Annotated in this window: 17 protein-coding genes and 2 pseudogenes; 8 read left to right on the top strand and 11 right to left on the bottom strand. The window is 51.9% G+C overall.

All coding sequences use genetic code 11. The features are described from left to right. Positions 1-203: 203 nt before the first annotated feature. The 5 genes and pseudogenes from AAEZ06_RS03880 to AAEZ06_RS03860 form a co-directional block, all read right to left on the bottom strand. Complete coding sequence (locus AAEZ06_RS03880) at positions 204-650, bottom strand: hypothetical protein (protein WP_044268196.1); 447 nt, start codon at positions 648-650, stop codon at positions 204-206. Next, positions 640-2658 carry a hypothetical protein gene (locus AAEZ06_RS03875; RefSeq protein ID WP_233100566.1) on the bottom strand — a complete coding sequence of 673 codons (2019 nt, stop codon included), beginning with the start codon at positions 2656-2658 and terminating at the stop codon, positions 640-642. The genes AAEZ06_RS03880 and AAEZ06_RS03875 overlap by 11 nt, the downstream gene beginning before the upstream one ends. Beyond that, on the bottom strand, positions 2655-4391 hold the full coding sequence (locus tag AAEZ06_RS03870) for a hypothetical protein (RefSeq protein ID WP_044268198.1): 1737 nt from the start codon (positions 4389-4391) through the stop codon (positions 2655-2657). Before AAEZ06_RS03870 ends, AAEZ06_RS03875 begins: the two co-directional genes overlap by 4 nt. Continuing rightward, positions 4384-5697, bottom strand: a complete 1314-nt coding sequence (locus AAEZ06_RS03865) for a site-specific integrase (protein WP_044268201.1) — start codon at positions 5695-5697, stop codon at positions 4384-4386. The genes AAEZ06_RS03870 and AAEZ06_RS03865 overlap by 8 nt, the downstream gene beginning before the upstream one ends. 58 nt (positions 5698-5755) lie before the next feature. Beyond that, positions 5756-5962, bottom strand: a pseudogene (locus AAEZ06_RS03860) (Y-family DNA polymerase); the annotation flags it as partial. Between the two features lie 447 nt (positions 5963-6409). On the opposite strand from AAEZ06_RS03860, the gene AAEZ06_RS03855 reads away from it, so the two are divergent. The 4 genes from AAEZ06_RS03855 to AAEZ06_RS03840 are packed head-to-tail and all read left to right on the top strand — an operon-like array spanning position 6410 to position 10130. Beyond that, positions 6410-7897, top strand: coding sequence for a SulP family inorganic anion transporter (locus tag AAEZ06_RS03855; protein ID WP_028692951.1), 1488 nt, complete (start codon positions 6410-6412; stop codon positions 7895-7897). A 14-nt stretch (positions 7898-7911) separates the two neighbouring features. Then, positions 7912-8763, top strand: coding sequence for a universal stress protein (locus AAEZ06_RS03850; protein WP_028692952.1), 852 nt, complete (start codon positions 7912-7914; stop codon positions 8761-8763). Between the two features lie 5 nt (positions 8764-8768). Next, positions 8769-9122: a TraR/DksA family transcriptional regulator gene (locus AAEZ06_RS03845; protein ID WP_028692953.1), complete on the top strand. Its 354-nt coding sequence runs from the start codon at positions 8769-8771 to the stop codon at positions 9120-9122. 45 nt (positions 9123-9167) lie between these two features. After that, entirely contained in the window at positions 9168-10130 is a 963-nt protein-coding gene (locus AAEZ06_RS03840) for an SdiA-regulated domain-containing protein (RefSeq protein WP_028692954.1), read from the top strand. Between the two features lie 89 nt (positions 10131-10219). On the opposite strand, the gene AAEZ06_RS03835 is transcribed toward AAEZ06_RS03840, so the two are convergent. From AAEZ06_RS03835 to AAEZ06_RS03810, 6 genes and pseudogenes are all read right to left on the bottom strand, one after another. Next, positions 10220-10636, bottom strand: coding sequence for a TetR family transcriptional regulator (locus AAEZ06_RS03835; RefSeq protein ID WP_079384160.1), 417 nt, complete (start codon positions 10634-10636; stop codon positions 10220-10222). Beyond that, positions 10629-12368: a tyrosine-type recombinase/integrase gene (locus tag AAEZ06_RS03830; RefSeq protein WP_223271185.1), complete on the bottom strand. Its 1740-nt coding sequence runs from the start codon at positions 12366-12368 to the stop codon at positions 10629-10631. The genes AAEZ06_RS03835 and AAEZ06_RS03830 overlap by 8 nt, the downstream gene beginning before the upstream one ends. A 98-nt stretch (positions 12369-12466) precedes the next feature. Continuing rightward, complete coding sequence (locus AAEZ06_RS03825; RefSeq protein WP_032904191.1) at positions 12467-14074, bottom strand: site-specific integrase; 1608 nt, start codon at positions 14072-14074, stop codon at positions 12467-12469. A 10-nt stretch (positions 14075-14084) separates the two neighbouring features. Continuing rightward, positions 14085-15242: a tyrosine-type recombinase/integrase gene (locus tag AAEZ06_RS03820; protein ID WP_350612857.1), complete on the bottom strand. Its 1158-nt coding sequence runs from the start codon at positions 15240-15242 to the stop codon at positions 14085-14087. Between the two features lie 119 nt (positions 15243-15361). Beyond that, a pseudogene (locus tag AAEZ06_RS03815) lies at positions 15362-15481 on the bottom strand (Y-family DNA polymerase); the annotation flags it as partial. Further along, a complete protein-coding gene (locus tag AAEZ06_RS03810) occupies positions 15468-15824 on the bottom strand; it encodes a LexA family protein (RefSeq protein ID WP_149414982.1) in 357 nt (118 codons plus the stop codon). The pseudogene AAEZ06_RS03815 and the gene AAEZ06_RS03810, both read right to left, overlap by 14 nt. A gap of 180 nt (positions 15825-16004) precedes the next feature. On the opposite strand from AAEZ06_RS03810, the gene AAEZ06_RS03805 reads away from it, so the two are divergent. Genes AAEZ06_RS03805 through AAEZ06_RS03790 form a run of 4 tightly spaced genes read left to right on the top strand, consistent with a single transcriptional unit; the run spans position 16005 to position 21898 of the window. Then, the gene (locus AAEZ06_RS03805) at positions 16005-17357 is read left to right on the top strand and encodes a site-specific integrase (protein WP_146426085.1); all 1353 of its coding nucleotides are present in this window, start codon (positions 16005-16007) and stop codon (positions 17355-17357) included. Then, positions 17354-19354: a hypothetical protein gene (locus tag AAEZ06_RS03800; protein ID WP_149414981.1), complete on the top strand. Its 2001-nt coding sequence runs from the start codon at positions 17354-17356 to the stop codon at positions 19352-19354. Before AAEZ06_RS03805 ends, AAEZ06_RS03800 begins: the two co-directional genes overlap by 4 nt. After that, entirely contained in the window at positions 19344-21383 is a 2040-nt protein-coding gene (locus AAEZ06_RS03795) for a tyrosine-type recombinase/integrase (RefSeq protein ID WP_146427730.1), read from the top strand. The genes AAEZ06_RS03800 and AAEZ06_RS03795 overlap by 11 nt, the downstream gene beginning before the upstream one ends. Continuing rightward, positions 21380-21898, top strand: coding sequence for a hypothetical protein (locus AAEZ06_RS03790; RefSeq protein WP_146427732.1), 519 nt, complete (start codon positions 21380-21382; stop codon positions 21896-21898). The genes AAEZ06_RS03795 and AAEZ06_RS03790 overlap by 4 nt, the downstream gene beginning before the upstream one ends. Positions 21899-22011 lie beyond the last annotated feature (113 nt).

Raw genomic sequence — 22011 nt, 5'->3', positions numbered from 1 at the left:
TACTGGTCCGATAGCTGCCTGTTTCCATCGGCGGATCGCAGCCAGTAGGCAGGAAGCATCTAGCCCGGAGCTGCCGGCTGAGATGCATCAATCTAGCAGAGCGCTCAGCTCCTTCCGGCTCGCCGCATCAAGGTTGAGCAGCAGAGTGGTCGGAATAGGCCAGTCCCTACACCCAGACGACTAGCTGCATACGCGCTGTTATCTCAAAGCTTTCTCGGCCCGCGCGGATCCAACGAAATTATATTTGACGCAGGCAACTGCCGCTCAAGCTCAGCGATACGGTCATACAGCTCAATGATCTTCGCATCCGCTTCGCTCAATAAACTTGCGAGTTGGTCGCGCTGCCGGGCAACTTGCTCAATCCGATCACGCAGGGCGCGGCTTTTCTGGCGGGCGAGAAGATTTACCTGGCTCAACGAAGGAGGTCGCTCCTGCGCATGTTGTTCCACGTAGGTTTTTATCTCTGCGATGAGACTCGGGAAACGAGATTTCTTAAGCGCCGAAGGATCGCTTCCGGCCTCTTTGGCCACGTTGTTCTGAGTGACCGGTGTCCCCTTCGGAAGAAGCTGTGGCCTATTGAGTTTCAGGCGCTCAAAAGCATCACGATATTGATCAGCAGCGTTGCGGCGAACAGGGAGTTCAACGTTCATTTACGCTCCCTACGACACGACGGAAGCTCTCTACGCTTCGCTGTTGAGCCATCAACGATTCCATTAGCGGACTCCCATCCTGAGCAATAGCAAGCCGCTCTTTGAGTACATGCTCAAGATCATCTACCGTGCCCAATCGTTCTGAGTCATACAGCACATCAGGGCAAGGTTTTGCATCCACTGAATCACCACCCCCGCAATGGGCAATGTTGTCAATTCCGCCGTACGGACAAGGCTTGCGACTCGAACAAACGCCAAGAATTATCGGGCGACAGGCAACCGCGCCTTTCTTTGCCAAACCAATCATCTTCTTCGCATCCTCTGGCGAAATCAGCCGAACGATCTCAGCCTTTCGTTTGTCTCCATGGGGACTGACAAAACGCTCACTCGTAAGCTGCTGCAACTCTCTTCCAAGCGTCTCGTACATTGTGCGAACGTACAGGGTGTGAGCCTTCTCCTCCAGACGCAGCCGCGAGTGATTTTGTCCGTAGTAAAGGCTCATCGATCGAGTGACGTGCTTGAGCTGATACTGAAGCGAAGCATCACTTACGAGCCCGGAAGCTTGCATGTTTACTGCCCCGGTTCTACGCAACTGATGCCACGCCAACGGCCATACAGCGCCCACTTGATACTCCTCCGGCAGTGTAGGGGTAGCTAGTCGGGCCAATTTCAAATCCTCAGTCGTGATACGCAAACGTTCTAAGTCAAAGAGCTTCCCGTGCCCCAAAAGGCTGGAATATGGCGGAATGCTCGGTCTAAGTGAGTGATTACCTTTATTGCGCAATGAGCTCCAGGGCTCGTAAGAAAAATCGGTCAAGTAACGCCCGGCGAGATCTCCCGCAGCATTGTGAGGTGCGTACAGTGAGCGAAATAGAGAAATGACCTCCATCGCCTTCACGGCGACCGCCACAGATGGGGATGTGACCCAAAGGGCGTCGCGATCAGAGAGCGTTTTTGTGGTCTGCCCACGCAACAAAAAAATGTCGCCGAAGCTCTTGTCGTGCTCGACATCAAGGCACCCGGCTCGAAGATTCCATGCTTCCTCGACCCGCATGAGACTGAAGTTAAGGATATAAGCTAATCCCGCGCCGTTGACCAATTTCAGATAGCTAGTCAGCGCTCTTACTTGTAAGTCGCCACTGCGACCCACCCAACGTTCAAGCAGCTCAAAGATGCCGAAGCGTTTCGCGGTATCTGCGAACGCGCCGAGAATACGAAGCCCCGTTTGAGCGCCTGATAACTTATTTTTGTGGCCGCTAAAAGGCTGGGCGTTTACGCACGCCGTTCTCTGCGAAACCCTCTGGTTATGTTCGTAAGCCGCGAAGCAGAACCGGTAACAAGCTTCAACCTGTTCTCGATGGGATAGGAAATCATCAAGGCACTCTCGCAGCCTAGTAACTTGATAGCGCCAAATACGTGGAGGGATGTACGGTGTTTGAGCTGTGTGGTGAGTTGGAAAAAGCGCGGCCAGACGGGTTAGGGAGCCTGAGTCCAGCAACGTAAACCCTACAGCATCCCTGGACGCGTAAAGCTCATGCATTAACGTCAGAAACTCGGTTTTTCTTGAGGTATGAAGAAAGGAAGGGATCCGTTCGCATACACGTGGAAAGTGGCGTAATTCGCTGGCAAGTATTCCTGCCTCCTCGCAAAGAACAAACAGCCGCCGCATCTGATCGAAACGCGTTTTAAGGGATCTGTAGCCACGAGCGCCGTACGGCCCGTATAGCCACCAGCCAGTGATGATTCGAAGTAAATTTGCGTTCTTTGAGCTAATTGGCGTCGCTGATTTTTTAACTGGCCCATCACCAAAATTCAGCGTCAGTGCCTTCTTGGCCCATGGATCAAGCCTCCAAATTGGATCGCCCCAACGGCTTATTACTTTGCCCTGTGCATCAATTACGACCGGCCAATCAGGTGGTGGAGGCCAGCTCTCTGGACGGTAATTCGATGCCCCAGGAACGGCGAGAGGCGACTCGATAGAAAGCCCTAACGTCGTGAGCATATTCATAGGGAAGCCCCCCCTGAAACTTCCGCAAGCCGAATAAACCCGTCCCAAGCTGGGTGATAGTCCTCCTCAGCTATGCGAGCCAGTGCCTCTTCCACCCAAAGCCGACGTACCTCGCTACTCTCTTGAAAGAACCGTAACTTCGCACTCAGACGCTCGACCGCAAGCATCGCTGGATGGTCAGCCTCGTCAGATCTATCCGTGCAAGCTGGGCGATATCTAACTAGCTCCAAGCTCTTGAGCACTCGCAAACTACTCAGAGACCAGACGTGATCCTCGCTTTCAATATCCCGATGATTGACGCAGAAAAGGCAACCCGCAGCGTTGATACAATCGGGATCAGGAGCATTAGTCGGAACATCCACGACCGATTCTGGTATCGGCGCCACACAAGTACCTGGAGCAGGTGAGCAAACGACGGGATCTGCTTGCCGGTGAAATCGAGTGATTTCAATCATCGCAATTTGCGGATTGGGCTCGGCGTACACACGAATCAAAGTTTCGGCGGTATGCTGTGCGATTTCCGCCACCAGTTCGGGACGTTGCGACTCACGTAACAGCCAATTAATACGCGCACCCCGGAGCTTACGAGGTCGAACGAATCGAACACTGGAATCGGTGCAGACGCGCGCAATAGCCGTGAACTGAGGAGCTTCTAAAACGAGACGTCCCCCAGGGCGGACGAGAGGGAAAAGAAGTCCCTCTAGATCGTCTGGAAACCACGTGTTACGCCACTCAATGTAGCGTTCGAACCACTGCTTGTAGCTTGAGAAAACGTCAAACAGCACTTCACCCTGACGGCGATTTTTGTAAGACCTCACTTGGTAACCATCAAAATGACTCGTGTAATGGTATTGGTCGATCCGAAGCTGATGCGCCTGCGACAAATTCATGCCGGTTTGTGCGATGAACATAAGCAGCTCAGCTTCGATTCGCAGATTCACTGCCGGGTATCGAGTCTCGATTGAAACGTCAGAATTCCGAAGTTCGCGGTTTCGAAGGATGTCCGCAATCTGGAATTTGGTTTGAGGTCGAATCCGTCGTGACGCTTCCTTCTCTGTATCGCGCAGGCCGCACCAGATAGGTAGCGTCGAACCTGACCGTAATTCCACTTGGATGGGAAGTGGCCCCGTCACGGCTTCATAGGTAAGGGCCATACAGAGGTCGGCAATTAACTGCCCGAATGAAAAGCTCTCTTCTAAGCTTTGCTTACCAGTGCTCCCATTACCTGCCCTTGCGTTGCCTCTTGGTTTGCGAATTCGGGTGCTGTAGAGAAGCGTCGAGCTTCGACCCAGAACTCGGTCAAGCATTGTCGCGGTTAAACTTGCCGTGTCGTATAACGATCCGGCGGTTAGATATCCTTCCACGCGGTGACGCTGTAGAAGATGCTCAGCCCACCCCAAGTATGCTTCCGCGACCGTATCAATGCGCAACGGACGCTCGCACTGATCCACCCACTGAAAAAACTTCCTCAACGCACCAATCTTGTTATTTGCCGAAAAGCGGCTCCCCCCGCCGACAAGGTCGTCGGTCAAACAGTCATGGAGCCCCTTCACAAGCTCTACCCGCTCCAGCAAAGGATCACCCAAAGCATCTGATGTGATTTCACTGCGTACAGTCTTCACTTTTGCCTTAGCACCACCGCTGTATAAAAGTGGTGCCAGATCCCAGGGCGTCTCATTTTTCGCGTACTCAAGCATTGGAAACGTTAGGTCTGAAAACGTCAGATTATTCATTGCTTGCTCCCTGCATCGACGCAATCCCTGTAAACGCAGTCATGAAGCTGTTCGCAATGGCCTGCTTAGCGGGTGCGGCTTGCACAAATTTGATGTATTTGAAGGTGGTAGCCTCCGAATTTCGACCGTGAAGCAATGCATTGCTGACAGTCGCAATCACTATCGCCACATCAGTGCAATTTGCTAAAGCGAGCCTAGCTAACTCAGTTCCAAAGGTGCATCGGGATTGGTGGAAACGAAACTTCCTAAGCGCTTTGATTCCCGACGCGATGCCTAAATTCCTAAGCGATGACATCTCAACGTTTACGGCCGAAGACTGATCACTGTTGCGACGTCCGAAAGGGTTTCCGAAACGTGTCAAGAACACTAAGTCTTGATGCTCGCCAGCAGCAGATGCCTCGCGAGTCAACCTGCGAAGACCCTTGGCGTACTCCAAGACTTCTGAACACAAAGCTTCGGGAATCCATACCTGGCCAGTTACTCCAAATTTGGTATGCACGGGCGGCGACGCACCTGGCCCTACGGATATCAGAAGCAGACCTTCAGCAGACGGATCATGTAGGGCACGCTCCAACGTATCGATACGAAGGTCACAGATCGTTCCCAGTCGCATACCCGTAAAGAAACCTAGGGCCAACATCAGGTAAAGCTCGGGTGAGGCGCTCTGTTTTGCGAAATCAAGAATGGCGTCTCGATCAACCGCAGACACTGGAAGTAGCCCACCTTCCAAAGTGAGCCCAATGCGTTTTCGGTTTGGAATACCCAGATCGGTGGTGGTGCCAGCTAGCGTTCGCTCGAAGCCGACCTGGTCAAAGTACTTGATGAAATAGCGCTTGTCTTTCCACAGCGGCAATAGCGGGTTTAGAAGGCCACGCCTCCTAACCCACCTGTAGAAACTGATGCAGTTACGCATGTACTCGGAAGCCGTGGCAGGACTGATATGACCAGCATCACGAGCCTTGATAAGCGCCCCACGGTACTGAACAAGACATCGATCAGCCTTTCGAGACGGAAACTCAAACCACTGAAGCCCGCGACTCTCCAAAAACTTCGCGTAGTTCAACAGCCCGTTCAGGTTGCTAGAAACGGTCTTAAGGAGTGCCTCACCGTTGGTGACTCTCTCCATAGCCCATAGATTGGCTTCTCTCCAGGGCAATCCGTCTTCCCAGAATATTTGTGGTAGTCCTTCGATCACTACACGGGAGCTATTCAGCGAGTAGGTAATCAGGCGGTCTTTGACAGAGAGGTCATGCGGACTGAAGTGAATGTGTTCGACGGTAGGCAAGGGAAATCTCTGTAAGAACAAGCGTCAATGTCCATGGGGACGCCATCTAACTTTGGACGTCCACGGTATGCAACTTATTCTTATCAATGCTGTAGATCTCGACTGCGGGAACCATGCTTTCGATCACCGTCATAACCCGCTCGCTCAAGTCACCGTACAGCGCATAGTTCGAGGAAAAGGCTACGATGCCGTGCTGCTTTAGCTTGTGCTTGATCTGGAAATACGGCTCGCCCATTTTGACAAAGGGCTTGGCATCGTAGCTCCGGGCAATGACGCAGCCGTCGTTGTATCTGAATGACCCTAACAGTTAGTTGAGTGTAAGATATTGATTTATAAGCAAATTAACTCCCTAACATTTTTTTGATTATTTTCCTTCGTTCCTGATGGCGATACTCCTCGACTAAGCCTATTTCAGACGTGGCTTCGCAAAGCAGGGCGGCGGATCGCAATCGACGATAGCTTCACTGTATACTTTTGGCTCCGCATACCCCTTGAGCTACAGGAACACCAGCATGACTGTACTCCAAACGCTCTACTGGCAGCCTACGCCGCCTTAGCGCTACGCCCCCTCGCAACACCTCGCCTCCGCCAGTTTCGCTGGCGGCTGCGTACTGCTGTATGCCCGGTTCTTACACCCAAAGCGCACAGCAAAATAATCCTCACAATTTGAATTCGTATCGACGCGCTCGCCATTTTCCTGGCATGCGTGCGGTGCATTGCTTTGGATATTCTGATGCTACAAACACTCAAACAAACGTGGTTTTCCAACGTCCGTGGCGACGTGCTCGCGGGGATCGTCGTCGCACTTGCGCTGATCCCTGAAGCCATCGCTTTCTCTATCATTGCGGGCGTCGACCCCAAAGTTGGTCTCTACGCCTCATTCTGTATCGCCGTGGTGATCGCCTTTGTCGGTGGCCGCCCAGGCATGATTTCAGCCGCGACAGGGGCCATGGCACTGCTGATGGTGACCCTGGTCAAGAACCATGGTCTTGAATATCTGCTGGCCGCCACGCTGCTGTGTGGCGTGTTGCAAATTGGTGCTGGCTACCTGAAGCTCGGCTCGCTGATGCGCTTCGTTTCGCGCTCGGTGGTGACCGGCTTCGTCAATGCACTGGCGATCCTGATTTTCATGGCTCAGCTGCCCGAGCTGACCAATGTCACCTGGCACGTCTACGCCATGACAGCCGCAGGCCTCGGCATCATCTACCTATTTCCCTATATCCCCAGGATCGGCAAGCTCATCCCATCGCCACTGGTGTGCATCATCGTGCTGACCGCAGTCGCCATGTCGGTTGGGCTGGATATCCGCACGGTCGGTGATATGGGGGAACTGCCGGATACGCTGCCAATCTTTCTCTGGCCTGACGTGCCGCTGACGTTCGAGACGTTGGCCATCATCTTCCCTTACTCGGCAGCGCTGGCCGTGGTCGGTCTGCTGGAGTCGATGATGACCGCGACTATTGTCGACGACCTGACCGACACCCCCAGCGACAAGAACCGCGAGTGCAAGGGCCAGGGCGTGGCCAACATTGCTTCGGGTCTGATCGGCGGTATGGCCGGCTGCGCGATGATTGGTCAGTCGATCATCAACGTGAAATCCGGCGGTCGTTCTCGTCTGTCCTCCCTGGCCGCAGGTGTATTCCTGCTGCTGATGGTGGTGTTCCTCGGCGACTGGCTGAAGCAGATCCCGATGGCTGCGCTGGTGGCAGTGATGATCATGGTGTCCATCGGCACCTTCAGTTGGGATTCGCTGCGCAACCTGAAGAAGCACCCGTTGTCGACCAACATTGTCATGGTCGTCACCGTTGTGGTCGTGGTGGCCACCCACAACCTTGCCTTCGGCGTGTTGGCCGGCGTGCTGCTGGCCGCGATGTTCTTCGCCAACAAGGTTGGCCATTACATGGCGATCAGTTCTTCGCTGGACGAATCCGGCGAGCATCGTAGCTATAACGTCACTGGCCAGGTGTTCTTCAGCTCGGCAGACAAGTTCGTCGCGGCCTTCGACTTCAAAGAAGCCCTGAACAAGGTAACCATCGACCTGAATCGCGCCCACTTCTGGGATATCACCGCAGTTGCTGCCCTGGACAAGGTGGTTATCAAGTTCCGCCGCGAAGGCACCGAAGTTGAAGTGTTAGGTCTCAACGAAGCGAGCGCCACTATCGTGGATCGATTCGGAGTTCACGATAAACCCGACGCCATTGATCAACTCATGGGCCACTGAGAAGGAGAACAACGATGACCCAAGTAATTGCCTGTATCGACGGTTCCACCTCGGCTCCAGCTGTGTGCGACTACGCAGCCTGGGCCAGTCTGAGCCTGGAAGCCCCGCTGACCTTCTTGCATGTGCTGGATCAGCGCCAGTACCCAGTTGCGGCCGACTTGAGTGGCAATATCGGCCTTGGCAGCCGCGAGCATCTGCTCGATGAGCTTGCTTCCCTGGATGAACAGCGCGGTAAGTTGGCCCTGGAGCAGGGGCGGATCATGTTAACGGCCGCGAAAGAGCGGGCCATGACGGATGGTGTGACCGCGCCGGAGTCCAAGCAACGTCATGGCGATCTGCTGGAAAACCTGCAAGAGCTGGAAAGCGAAACGCGCCTATTGGTCATCGGTCGCCAAGGCGAGTCTAGCGGCGGTCTGAGTCAGCATGTCGGAAGCCAGCTGGAGAGCGTGATTCGTATCATGCACCGGCCAATCCTGGTCACCCCGGCCAACTTCCAAAAGCCCGAGAGCGCGATGCTGGCCTTCGATGGCAGCGCTACTACCCGCAAGGGTGTGGAGATGCTGGCGGCCAGCCCCCTGCTGAAGGGGCTGCCGATCCACCTGGTGATGGTTGGGCCAGTGAACGACGAATCGTCCGCGCAGCTGGACTGGGCGCAGAAAGTGCTGCTCAACGTCGGATTCACTGTTCGCGCCGAGACCCTGAACGGCGAGATAGAGCCTACCTTGCACGCCTATCAGAAAGAGCACGGCATCGACCTGCTGGTGATGGGGGCCTACGGTCATTCGCGCATCCGTCAGTTTCTGGTCGGCAGCACCACGACCAGCATGCTGCGCACCACCACTGGCCCACTGTTGCTGCTGCGCTAACGGCCATGGACGACGCCCTCGATCTTGCCCATTTCAAGACCCTACTGGAACAGCGGGCTGCCGAGCTGGATCGGTTGCTGGAAGACGCTGAGTCTCGCTCGCAATCGGTGGAGTTGGATCAAAGCAAGGTAGGGCGTCTGTCGAGGATGGACGCACTCCAGCAGCAAGCGATGAACGATGCCATCCGCAGTCGGGCGCAGCATGAACGCGTCCGCCTCCAGCTGGCCCTCAAGCGTTGGCACGAGGGCGAGTATGGCTGGTGTAACCAATGCGGCGAGTTGATCGCCTCGGGCCGCCTGGAATTCGATCCGGCCACGCCGTTGTGCATCACCTGTGCGAGCCGCGCCGAGTCGGATTGAAACCATGACAGCTCGTGACGTCAGTCCCAATTAACGAGGCTTCTAATGTATTTGATGGCTAAAAACTGGTTGGGCCGAACACAGAAAACAAGTGCCTGGATGTGGGCACTGCTGTGCTTTGTATTGCTTACCGTATTCCAAGTCCGCACCCATCACCTTGATGATCGGTTGTACTTCTGGATCAAGACCCACTGGCACACCGACGATTGGCAGGAGCGCTCTGTGTGGCTGCCTGACTATCGGGTTGAGCTCGATGCTAAGCCGGTTCCCGGTGTGGACAACAACCTTTCGGGCCTGACCTTCGACCCTGACCTGAACCTGCTATGGGCGGTTACCAACGGCCCAAACGAACTATTGGCCCTCAGTCGTGACGGTGACGTGGAAAGGCGCTATAGCCTGGACGGTTTCCACGATGTGGAGGCGGTGTCCTATGCCGGCAACGGCCAACTGGTAATCGCCGAGGAGCGCCGGCAGAGCCTTGTTATCGTGGATGTCCCCCTCGCCGAAGGCAGTAAGCTTTCTCCCGGTCGCTCATTGAGCCGAGACCAGTATCCAGCTCTGACCTTGGCACTTGGCAAGGCGGACAACAAAGGCCTTGAAGGGCTCGCCTACGACCTGAAAGGTGATCGCTTGTTTGTGACCAAGGAGCGTGACCCTCGCCAATTGCTGGAAGTGGGCGGCCTTCGTGCCAGCCTGGCAGGAGGTTTTTCCCTGCACGTGCGCGACCTGTCCAACTTGGTAAAGGACAAGGTATTTGCCACTGACTTGTCTTCGGTCGTCTTCGATCAACAGAGTGGCCACCTGATATTGCTCAGCGACGAGTCGAAACTGCTGATTGAAATCACCGATGAGGGCAAGGTGGTGAGTTTCCGCTCCTTGGCGAGGGGGTTTGCTGGTTTGCTGAAAGGCATACCCCAAGCCGAAGGCGTAACCATCGACGATGAAGGGTATTTGTACGTGGTCAGCGAGCCGAACTTGTTCTATCGCTTTACCCGCGAGACAGACTGACCAGTCAACAAGCTACAGTCAGGCGTGGCCGGGACGCTTGAACTGTTAGCGTGCGATTTTTACGAATTCTGCGGGTTCCCCATCAGGGCCTAGTTGGGCCCTGGTTTCAGAGGGAGTGCGGTGACCTTACCGTTGGCAACCGCCTTCAGCTGAATCATCTCGAATATTAGTCGCTGGTTAACCGAAGCCAGCCGAGCTACCTCCGCTAAAAGCTGATCATTCTCTGCACGGAGCACCCTGTTCTTTTCTTTCTCGCTCATCAACGCTTGATGCTTAGAGTCTCGCTGGGCTCGCACCGACTTGCCAACGATGTTGCGAATCCTTTCCGCTATGCTTGGGTAAGTGTTATGGATGAGTCCCGGAGTCACACCTGCGGCACGGGCAACGGATGTGATGGAAAGCTTTCCGTCACCAGCAATGAGATCGTCGACGACCTTGTTGAGCGCGGCGAGTGTCTTCGACCTGGAGCGAATAGGAGAGTCAGGGCCCACCGCCTGTCTAGTCATTTGCCGCCTCCTCCATTTCCTCAACTGGAGAAAGGCCAAGGCTGGTAATTACATCTAGTGCAACCTGCAAGTCGCGTTCTGCGCGCTGCCTAACAGCCGGGCCTGCATCCTCAATTTTTATCAGCTCTCGCTGTTGAATGTAGATGTCCTGCCAAGTGCTGGCGAAGACTTCATCGATCACCGAATTTTTGCACCCTGGACACCGTGTGGCTTCGTATAGACCAGCACCTCCGCAGCCCCGCTCTGTGGCGATGCACCAGCCGTGTCCAGTCGCACGAATGTTGGCATGTGGGGCGGTCTGGGCAAGCAAAGCAGCTCTATCCTTGATTGGAATTGCCCGCAATTCCACAATCTTTTCGCCAGCGCCCCCTGCCAGTGGCTGATCATCGAGCCATGATTCGATCAGGTCAATTTTAAACTCTGTCATCTGCTGGAAGATCTCATCAAAGAGAGTCAGGTCTTGCTGCGGATTGGATGCATAGAGTTGGGTCATACTCATGCTGCTGTGTTTGAACTGCCATTTGAGGTAGATCAATGAAGTGCGGCCCATACGGGATTCTACAAAGCATCTTGCATATGTTCGCCTGCATTGATGCGTCCTCAACGGCCAATCGCTTCCAGCGGCTTTAGCTATACGGTCAAACGCAGCATTGGATGCTTGCCCGCTGAGAGCCTCAACATGATGGCTTTCCTGAACTTTCCCTCCTTGTGTGTTTCGTCCCAAAAATAGTTTATTCGCGTCTTTTCGGGCTTTTTCGAGCCTAAGGAGATGTTCAGTTGAATACGAAAAATCCCGATTGCTTGCAAGCTGTCTAATCTCTTCATCCAGCTCTTTTCTGATGGGTGCTGAATATTTTGCCAAAAGACTTAAAGCTTCAATCGTTAGTTCTGGCACAAGATATTCGACTTGGCCTTTACCTGTCTTGTGCTCGACTGTGGTCACCCAGCAAAAATTAATTCCATTTCTTAACTCTTTGCGCCAAGCGCCAACCTCAATTCCAATTGCCTCGTCATTGCGCATGCCGCTAGTGATTGAAACTATATACAGAACAGCATCTCTGCAACGAATTGCCATCCGTTCATCACTAGGATGATATCCAATACCATTGACTGCCAATTCGGCCTTCATCTCCCGGACAATGCTTTCGCAATAGTTGAAAATCCTAGATTGTTCATCATGAGGAATGATATCTGTTCGCCCGACGTTTTTAGTGGCAGCACCCAACCCTTTTACATTCGCGACCCCACAAATCCGCCACAATGTCGAATTACCCCAAGGATAACTCTGAATGGGAAACATCGTGTCGACAGAAAACACCCAAAGAAAATCAATAACCCGTAATCGCCCATACAGCGGGAGAGGCCTTAACTTCAATTCATATTTGCAATGATGAACGTAATTGCTGACATGGATCGGACGGACATCTGCAAAGCTTGAAACTCCTAGATTGTTTAACCAGCGAACAAAAGGCATCACGCTGACGACGGCGAAAGTAGTAATGCCCCGTGCGATAGGAGGTTTGGATCTAGGCATTCCTCTTTTAAACCAAGCATAAGCAACAGCTTTGCAGTCATCAATAAGCGCCCGAGGCATGCCCATATCCCAGTTGATGAATTTATAAGAATGAGCAATATTGGCCTGATCAAAAAACGGGCGAAGATCCCACTGTGCATCGCCAAACCTGCTAAGAACGAAGGTTTCTCCATCTTCATTAACGATAGCGCTGATCACGATTGCATCCCGCTCTGCGGGACTTAGACCATTCGCTGAAACTGGCTGTGCGATGAGGACATCATATGCCTTTAACACCGCATTCGTGGTTCTTATGCTCAAATTTCGCCGCCCAATTTTTTCTTCATGAACTCGATTTTTTTAGCCCAGAACAAGTGCGGAGATGACTCAGCCTGAGCCCTTGCTTGCGAAACCAATGCAAGATCAAACTTCTGGGTGAAATCATCTATCAATCGAATATAGTCAAACTGACGCTTGCGCCATGCGCCCCACTCGTCCGTGAGAAAGTATTCGACTTCTGCATACAAGAATTGTTGGTAGCTGAACAGCCGGTATAAGTCCTCCAAGGTGCCTACAATTGCATAGCTAGGGCAACCGAGGCAGTGGATGAATTCAGAACAATGATTGACGCCATCCTTTGGTGCCAGACTACCGTAAAGGCTATCTTTGCAGCCGCCTGGTGGGGTTGGTATAACGTTTATGCCACGTAGTTTGTCCGGAAAAGCCTCCCCAACAAATGTCGCCCCGTCGACCTTGATCTCATCGTTGATTTTCAAATAGTGATTATCGGCGACACCAGGGGTATGACCCATAACGGAGGAAACTTCTATAATGTCGCCACCGCTCAGTTTCCACAAACGGCTTTCCATAGTCTTTCGCAGCCGACTAAGCGTGACATTTAGCCGATTGCCTTGATCATCCTGAAGCGCATGACGCTCACAAATGCTTTTTGCCGTGACATATAAAGCACCGGGTGTAAGGGTAACGATGTCGTTCGAGCGGCCAGGCTGGCCCGAGCGATATAACCACACACATGAAGATATTTCATCAGGTGCCAGTGCTACGAGTGGCTTAGAAATCTCCAGCGCCTTATTGAGGACTGCCACCCCATCCAGGGGAATAGCACTGTACTCATCTAGCAGATTAGTCTGACGGATTGTTTTGCTCTGTGCGCCTTTACCTCGACGTTTGACGGTAGTAATCAACCTGAGATTAGGAATAAATGGGTGAGGCTGTAGGGCATCCCTTTTCATCTCCAAGAGCGGCGTAGTATTGATTCCAGACCTTGCCGCAGTAATTAGTAGCAATACAGCCATCGCCTCCGCGCCATTTCCAAGGAATGTACCCTTATGGATGGCAATAAGATCTGACTTCAAAGCGCCAATCAGCCTTTGCATTTCACCCAAGGTGAGCGGATCTGCATCTTTAGTGCTCTGCGAATTATTAGGAAATGGATTGAGGGGCAAAAGATCGTCAAGATTAACTTCAATAAATCCATATTCAGCCAAAACAACAACTAACGACTTGAAGCTAGTATAGTAATTCTTGGCTGTCGAGCCGTTAGGGTATTTTAGCCTCAGCCAAGAGACGTATCGATCCAAGTGGCTTTTGGTAAGACTGTTTGGCGTTGCAGGTGGCGACTTGACCGAACCTCCACTCAAGAAATTTATAAAAAATCTCAGCCCGTTCGTAGAGTAACCAATCAAGGTCGTCACTGAGAAGTTTCCTCCTTGTAGCAAAGCTTTGATAACGTGAAGACTTTGAATTGCCCAAGCGTCGAAGCCCAAGCCTAAATATTTCGTATGATCGAGTTGCCTGTGGTTTCTCGGGTTTCTCGGCAGGTCAATCTTGATATCATCTTCGACAGCCTCGAATCCTTTTGTAACCGACCGCATAACCGCCTTGTAGCTTTTTTGCCGAGCCAATGGTGCTACCTCAAATACGCGAAACCGGATCAGTCATAAACATCATGTCAATTTCGTCCTCGTGAGCAAGGACGGATTGGGCTTCAAGCTGGTTTATGAGATGCAAATAGATCATAGTTGTTTGCACATCTGAATGCCCCAGCCTATCTCGGACATACAACAATGGCTCACCTTCAAACTCTTTGCTTTTTCGAAGAGCAAGCAAGGTATAAGTCCCATAGGTGTGGCGTAGCATGTGGGCCCGAACATAGAAACCGCACTTTCTTTCATAGGACTTCATAACGTCCACTACGGAATCTTTTGAATAATGCCTGCCTTCATTAGTCAGCAGCAGCGCGGTAACACGTCCATCACCATTGGACTTACGAACCTCTCGTTGGTGAAGGGAGTAAGACCACATGCTCTCCATCAACGACCATGGCACGTCGATAGTTCTAGGCCGGTCGTACTTGATATGCATGTCTGAAGGATCAAGAGCAACACTGATCATTTGCCTTGGGCGCAGTCCCTTCTTCAACCTGGGGTTGAACACATATTTGAGAGGAAAAGACCTCGCTTCACAGGAGCGAAGGCCGGTACGCACCATGAGGTGGAACAATATCTGGTGGCTTGGATCGGTATCCAGGGCAAGGCATACCTTGACTTGATCCTTGGTCAGGAATTTGGTCAAGCGCTTTCGGTCGCGAACCATCACCGAAACTTTCGTGCTCTCGGCTCCGGGCAGAGCGATATGACTGAGAAGACCGGAATGTTGGGCAACTCTTACCCTTTTCTCACCGAAGGGCAGCACAGTTATCAGGTTGCGCTGCTTAGCCCATCGGTAGAACCTCACGATCAAGGCCAGACGATTGTTCACCGTGCCGGGATCAAGTGCTAATTCTCCGCTCGACCAATCCCTGTACCTCGACAGAGCACTCAGACCGTGAGCCGGGCTTTCCTCGTCCCAGCCCAATCCATTGGCTTCCAGGAAGGCAAAGTAATCGTACAGACGCCGTCCATAGGCTTCCCAAGTCAAATCGCTTAGGGCCTCACCTGACTCGATAAGCGTGTGCCAAAGGAAGGATTGAGCTGGCTCGACTGGCCATCCCTCTGACCCAATCAGCAACGGAAAGCCTTCAAAGGATCGACCTGCTAATGCTAGGTCTTTTGTTGCGAATACCAGCCTCATGCCGCTGCCCTAAAACACTTCCAATGGATTGCCTTATGAAGCCTGGAAACTGCTGTTCCAGAGGGGTTCAGAAGGTGGCGCGGACTCTACAGGATTTACTAACGATTCCCACCCCTCAGATCGTTATTGCTGAGAACCACGATAGGCACCTTGGCCAGGTCCGGGCGAAAGACGCGCTCGCAGCTTGCATAGAAGCTATTGCAGTCGATCAGCGCAAAGACCGGGTCAGGCTTTTTCATGGCTGCGCACGCTGTACATCACGACACCCCAAACCAGTAACTCTTCCCCATCCATCATGTACCGCGAAGGATATTTGGGATTCTCAGACTTCAAAATAATCTGGTCGCACTTCTTGACCAGCCGTTTACAGACGGGCTCGCAATCCACTGCTGCAATGACGATATGCCCGGACTCCACTTCCATGGATCTGTCCACAACGGCCAAGTCACCAGGAAAAATACCGGCACCGATCATGCTGTCGCCTTCGATGCGCACGAGATACATGTGGGGAGCGCGGAGATCCAGGAGCTCGTCCAATGAGACCTTCTGCTCATGATGATCTGGCGTTTTAAATACGGCCATTTCTCATATGTTTATGTGGTGACAAATTCATCTACCCTTATCATAAACAATATTTCCATACCCCATTCTATTTATATGTTGGAGTAACGTGCAGCGAAATATAAATTGTCTATGCTGTACACGCGCATAAAACAATTTCATATTTGCAAGCTACTTTTGCAGCTGAGACTGAGCAGAAAAATGCCCAACTCCAACTTTTACGTGTTCCATCCAGACGAGCCGCTTTTGAAAAAAAATGGATTCGACAGCATTGCGCATGTCCCAGTCATCTTTGACGGTGAATGGACCTACCACCGTGAGGCCTCAAGATATCTTCGTGAACGCGCAACACCAACTCCAGCCGATGTTGAGGCTGGCGCGTTACGAACGGTTCGTCAGCCTACCCGCGCATCTTTGAATACGTTCGCAGCGCAGATAGTTAATTTCTTGGAGTGGTGTGCGGCACGTGGCAAAGATTGGAAAACGCTCGACTATGCCCGTGACATCGTTGCAGGGTATGAGCATGAAATGGCGACTGGTTCATTTACAGCGGATGGCTGTCCCCTTGAAAATTCAACCATCAATCAACGGGTTGATACGGCTTGCAGTTTCTTAATATGGGCATTGAAAAAGGGCCTACGCGAGCCGTTCGATATTCCTACATTTACGAGAAGCTATCTGCAAAGTGGCATAACTTCGACACATGCACGAGTCGTCGAATACACGACACGAGCAAACAAGCGCCGCCTGAAGCCGAAAAATTTACGGATACCTACTGACGAACAGATTCGGAAGTGGCTGAACTCGGTCCGGATACGGTATGGCCGCACGAAGGCACTGATGATAGAGCTCATCTTGAATACCGGAGTTCGGCGGCAAGAGGCTGTGGAGTGGAGACTCGACACCTTGCCTGATGATAGGAACAAGTGGCGCATGGGTCACGTAGCCGCAACGAATGTCGTTGTCACTATCGAGCACGGCGCTAAGGGCGGCAAGAGACTGAAGGATGATGAAGAAGTTGGTCCTCCACGAAGCATCGTGATACCGATGGCACTGGCCGGCCGACTCTGGCACTACATTGAGTTTGAGCGGCCTAGGTTGCTGAAAATGTACATCAAGTCAGGCAAGACAAAAGCGGAACAAGAAGAGCGCCGCCGCAACCCGCCCCAGCAGGTGTTCCTTTCTGACTTTACAGGCATGCCAGTGTCGGCGCAAAAATTATACGAAGCATGGGCCAGCGCCCCCTCGCTACCATTTGAAGGCTGGTCACCGCACTTGGGACGTCATTACTGGGCCTGTAAGACGCTCCTGCTTGAGCTTGAACGCATGAGAACACAGACTCGATTGGCACTTGAAACCAACCTACCCATTAATTGGATAACAGGAAGTGCCATCGACATTATCCAATTGACTATCCAGCCACAACTCGGTCATATCGACAAGAAGACCACAGAGATGTATCTGACCTGGGTACGGGACGTGTTCGACATTATCGAACTTCATAACGCGTATGCACTGGAATTAGGTGACCTTACGTGCGAGGAGACAGAATGACCGAGTCAATCCGAAAAAAAAACAAAGCCAGGCATACTCCGACACTGACGATTTTGGCTTGCGAGGCCGATGGTAATTCGCTCCGCTTCATATCCACTCACGCTACGAAGCCTTCCCTATTCGATGCAACAGCATTTGCAGAGGGGCGCACATTGCCGGAACGCGCACATGCTTGGGACAAAGGGGGACACAGCGGTCGCCCGAGACTGACAGCTGCTCTCATGCCTCATATTCGGAGTCGTTATGGCGCTGCACCTCAAAAGACATTGATTCACCTTATTTCGGCTATGCGGGCGTGGTGGCGATTGTTTGATAAGTACACCGATATCAAACCGGTCGAAGACATCGAAGATATCGATGAATTCGTACATGGAGCCCTGGCACTCAAAGAGGGTTTCACACACGGAACGAGTATCTTTCTGGTTGTGCTTAATGATGCAAGAAAGACAAGGAAGCAGCATCCCCTGGATATTCGCCTCCCTCGACCATCACCACAACACACTTCTTTGCCAGACCAAAAGCACATTAATGCTATTGCAATAGCATTAACCAGGAAGATCCGAGAAATGTTCCTTATGTGGAAACAGGCTGATGAAATCATTGCCGAGATGAGTGGATGGCACATAGCGTCGAGTGGCTGGACTCCCGGCCATTGGCATGGTGCATTCAACGAACGGCATGCTCACTGCGCCTATAGACAAGCGTGCACTGAACTGGGCAATCCAGTCGTGCGCCGAGACCAGTACGTGGCATGGCTTGGTCTACAGAATACTGAAAACTACAACAACCCTTTCGTTGCCGGCTTTCCTGCTGCAGTTAGCGGACTATACCCGAACCGCAAACAGTCAGCACATTTTTTATACCTATTTCTGTGTAAAACAGGGTGGAATCTTCAAACAGCACTCGATATTGATGTCGATGATTACTGGCGTCCGCACCCAACCAACAAATCTTTCGCCATCATCTATGCTGTTAAAGACAGGGCGAACGGCGAGTACCAGCGAGCAGCCAGTGAAGTGAAGCCCAAGCTGTCAGCTTATAACTTGTTGGTGGCAGTGATAGCTAGAACTGAGCCACTGCGAGAACAACTAAAGACGGAGTTAAATCAGCTGGAAAGGTTAAAAGAGGACAACCCTGACGCGGCGAATGAAGAAACACACCTCAAAATCAATGAGCTGAAGCGATGCATCAAGTCGCCTTGGCTTCACGTGATCACGAAAGAGTCGAGCCCAATTTCTGCGTTAAATAATAGGGTCGTTTACGAGTCTGAACAGCGTTTATCAACATTAATCTTTGAAATCAACACACAAAGAAATAAAGACGACCAGATTGACAGTTCAATAAAAATTGGTGATTTTCGGGACGCTTATATTTCTGCACAATATCGGCGCAGTAACTACTCATGGAGTGTTGCACACCTTGCTGCAGGCCATAAAAATATCCAGTCGCTGGTCCACTATCTGCGGAAACGGCAATGGAAAGCCCATGGTGAGCGGACGATGTATGGTTTTACAAAAGCGTTGTGGGACGAAATTCGAGCAACGAATGCCGTAGACCCTGCCATCCTGCATGCGCTCGTCCAAAGAGGTGAAGTCACTGAGGAGCAGCGAAAGCGGTGGGCGGCCCATAAGGACCGAACGAGGGTTGGAACCGGATGCAAGGATTTTAAAAATCCGCCCAAATCGCTCGCGCCTGAGCATATGCCTGGTGAAGGCTGCCGCATACAACGCTGCTCATTGTGCCCAAATGCAGTGATATTCGAAGACAGCATGGACGCCCTCGCAAGAAGGCTGGCGCAATTGCATACGATTAAAGAAAATATCCCATTGCCGTCTTGGTACGGTTCCTCTTGGCCCAATGAGACGGAAAGTACGGAGCGAATCTTATATGAAAACTGGGATGCTGCCTCAGTTGACAGCCGGATTTCCCATTGGAAGAAGCAAGTAGCTAGCGCCATACAAACTCTATTGGCTATGGAGGGTGAATATGCAGCCTAACCCAACAGCGATGGCTCCAGAGTCATCGCTTGAGCATCTGCGGTCACAAGCAAGCATGACCATAAACGCAAAGAGCATCCATCGCCTAAATCGACCGGAGCTACTCCGACTACAAAATGCTCTCGGCCTTGGCTCCAAGTGGGGCGTAATCGAAATCCCCAGAGCATGGATGCCGGCCGGGGCGGCCAGCATCGACGCGCGCAGAATTCAATATTTGGAGAAGGTCTGCGGTGTGCAGAACGCATCACCAGACACAAAAGAACTGGCAGTCACAGTTGCGACGCGGTATGTCCTACTGCTCTTTATGGCACCGAATCCAATCTCAGGACATCTGAAACCTAATACCGTGGTCTCGCAACTACTGGTGGCGAAGGACTACTTTAGAGCCGCAGTAAACCTCGCATCAGTGACGCCTGGATATTTACTGAACCGACTTACCGAAGAGGACATTGAGAAGGCAATTTCATACACCGAAATAAAAAGGTTACGTTATTGGGCATCCAAAGAATGGTGGGACGATTTGCCGAAAGTTGACTTGTACCAGATCGAAGAACAGTCACGTAAGAGCGAAAAGGCAAGACAACCAAGAGGAAGTAAGGACATTGACCCATGGCTCCCACTGCCTGACCAGTTCGTGGCAGACGCTGGTGCGCGGGTACTTTGGCTAGTTGAACACATGGGGCCAGCAATCATTGACTGTGCTGAAAGCATATTGAACGCATGGGAGAAACTCAACATATCCCATTTTGCCGAGACGACACAAGCCACCAAAAGGACGGAGGCGGCGGACGCGATTCTTTCGGAATACGTATGGAAAGATGCAGACGGTAATGTGCTTGAGCAGATACCTATCCCACTGAGTTACACCGGGACTTGCAGAAAAAAAAAGGCAAGCGCCTGGCCGCCGTGTCATACGCATGAAGTAAAGGCCCTTTTGCGCCTGCTACAGGCCAGCCATTTATTTATTGTGCTGTTGAGTACCGGTGCAAGGATAGGCGAGGCGCTTTCTTTGAATGAAGGTTGCCTAATTGAATCGAAAGATGGTACGAATCTGATTAATGGCAGAACGTACAAATTGAAGGCCCAAAGAGGCGGTGAGGAACGAGATTGGCCTCTACCAAGCATCGGCGCTACAGCACTCAATCAACAGGAGCGGGTAGCAAAAATTATTCGACGCTGGAACAGAGTCACAAATAGGGTCGGGCATTTTAGAGAAACCAACTGTATCTGGCGCTTGTTACGGCAGAGCGACGTAGATAACGATTCGGCCGACGCGGGCTACAATATAGAACTTACGCTGATTGTAGAGTCGTTCAGTCTCGCAGCTTCGCTGGGGGAAAAACCTATTCACGCGCACAGATGTCGAAAAACACTGGCCAGGCTACTTGCGCTATGTATCGTGGGGGCTCCGAAAATTGTGATGGACTTGTTCGGTCATAAGAATATCGAAATGACGTTGCACTACATCCTGACTGACCCGCTAATACGGGCTGAAATGGAAGAAGTGGCACAAGCTCAGACAATCATGCTTGCCTGTGACGCTATTGCACATGCCGATGAAAACGGTGGACCGGCAGCGCCAATCATAAGAGAGGCAGTAAGACAGGAGAAAGTACGATTGGCAAAAGACAAGTTAGGTGTCGATGACATACGCGACCTAGCGGATACTGCGACACTGTCTGGAAAAATGTGGATTTTGGTGCGGCCTGGCGTGGTGTGCACCAAGGGGCCTAAACAGGCTGGCCCTTGCACTCGCAATGTGGGAAGCCCTGAGCCTTCGCGCTGCCGGTCGTCGTGCGAAAATCGCCTTGAGGAGTACTTCTTACGAGACGAGGTGGACAATACGATGGAGTTCTGCGTTTCAGAATTGGAAGAAGCTATCAAGAATGACGAATCGCATCAGGCCGAATACTGGATTGGTCAAATATGCGCCAATATCAACCGCTTTGCCGACATCCGCCAAAAGTGGCAGACCAATCCTATAGTCGCTTACGCACTGGCTAACTCTGCCCTAAAGGATGCAACATGACTCCGAAGAACACTTCACTGCCCAACGGGCTTCAAGACTACGCCAAGTCCCGCTCTAGCTCATTTGTTTCAAAACTGAAGCAAGCCATGGCACTTATCGAGAGTGAAGTTGAACAGAACGAAGGGTTGTATCCGCTCAATGGAGGCAGACTTACGAAAGCCGAGTTATGCCGGCGGGCGCATGTAGATGACCAGACACTTCAAAACAAGACGCACAAAGCCACCACAAACAAGATGGTGGATGAATGGATAGAACACGTTAAAGGTAAAATTTCACAGGGAGAACTCGTTGTACGTAGGGCTGTTACCGAGCGCGCTGAACATTGGAAGCGGGAGCATGCTCGCATAGCCAACGCTTATGCCCTGGCTGAACTTGAACACAACGAGAGACTCATTGAGTTGGCGGCGCTCGGAAAGGAAAATTATGAACTAAAACGGGAAAATGATGAACTCCGCGAAATGCTGAGTAGGGCCGGCAGCAAGAACATCGCTTCTATTCGTCCGAAAGGAAAATAGCAAGCGCTTATACCAAAAGCAAAATATTATCAGTAACCCGCTCTAGGGATAGTCTGAAGTAGCCATGTGTTTCTCGCTGACTTCGGCCACCGCCGATTTTGAAAGTGGCGAGT

It is taken from the genome of Pseudomonas sp. HY7a-MNA-CIBAN-0227 (assembly GCF_040310325.1).
Classification (GTDB): Bacteria; Pseudomonadota; Gammaproteobacteria; order Pseudomonadales; family Pseudomonadaceae; genus Aquipseudomonas.
The sequence above is the reverse complement of the archived record's forward strand: the minus strand, read 5'-3'. Positions and strand labels throughout refer to the sequence as shown.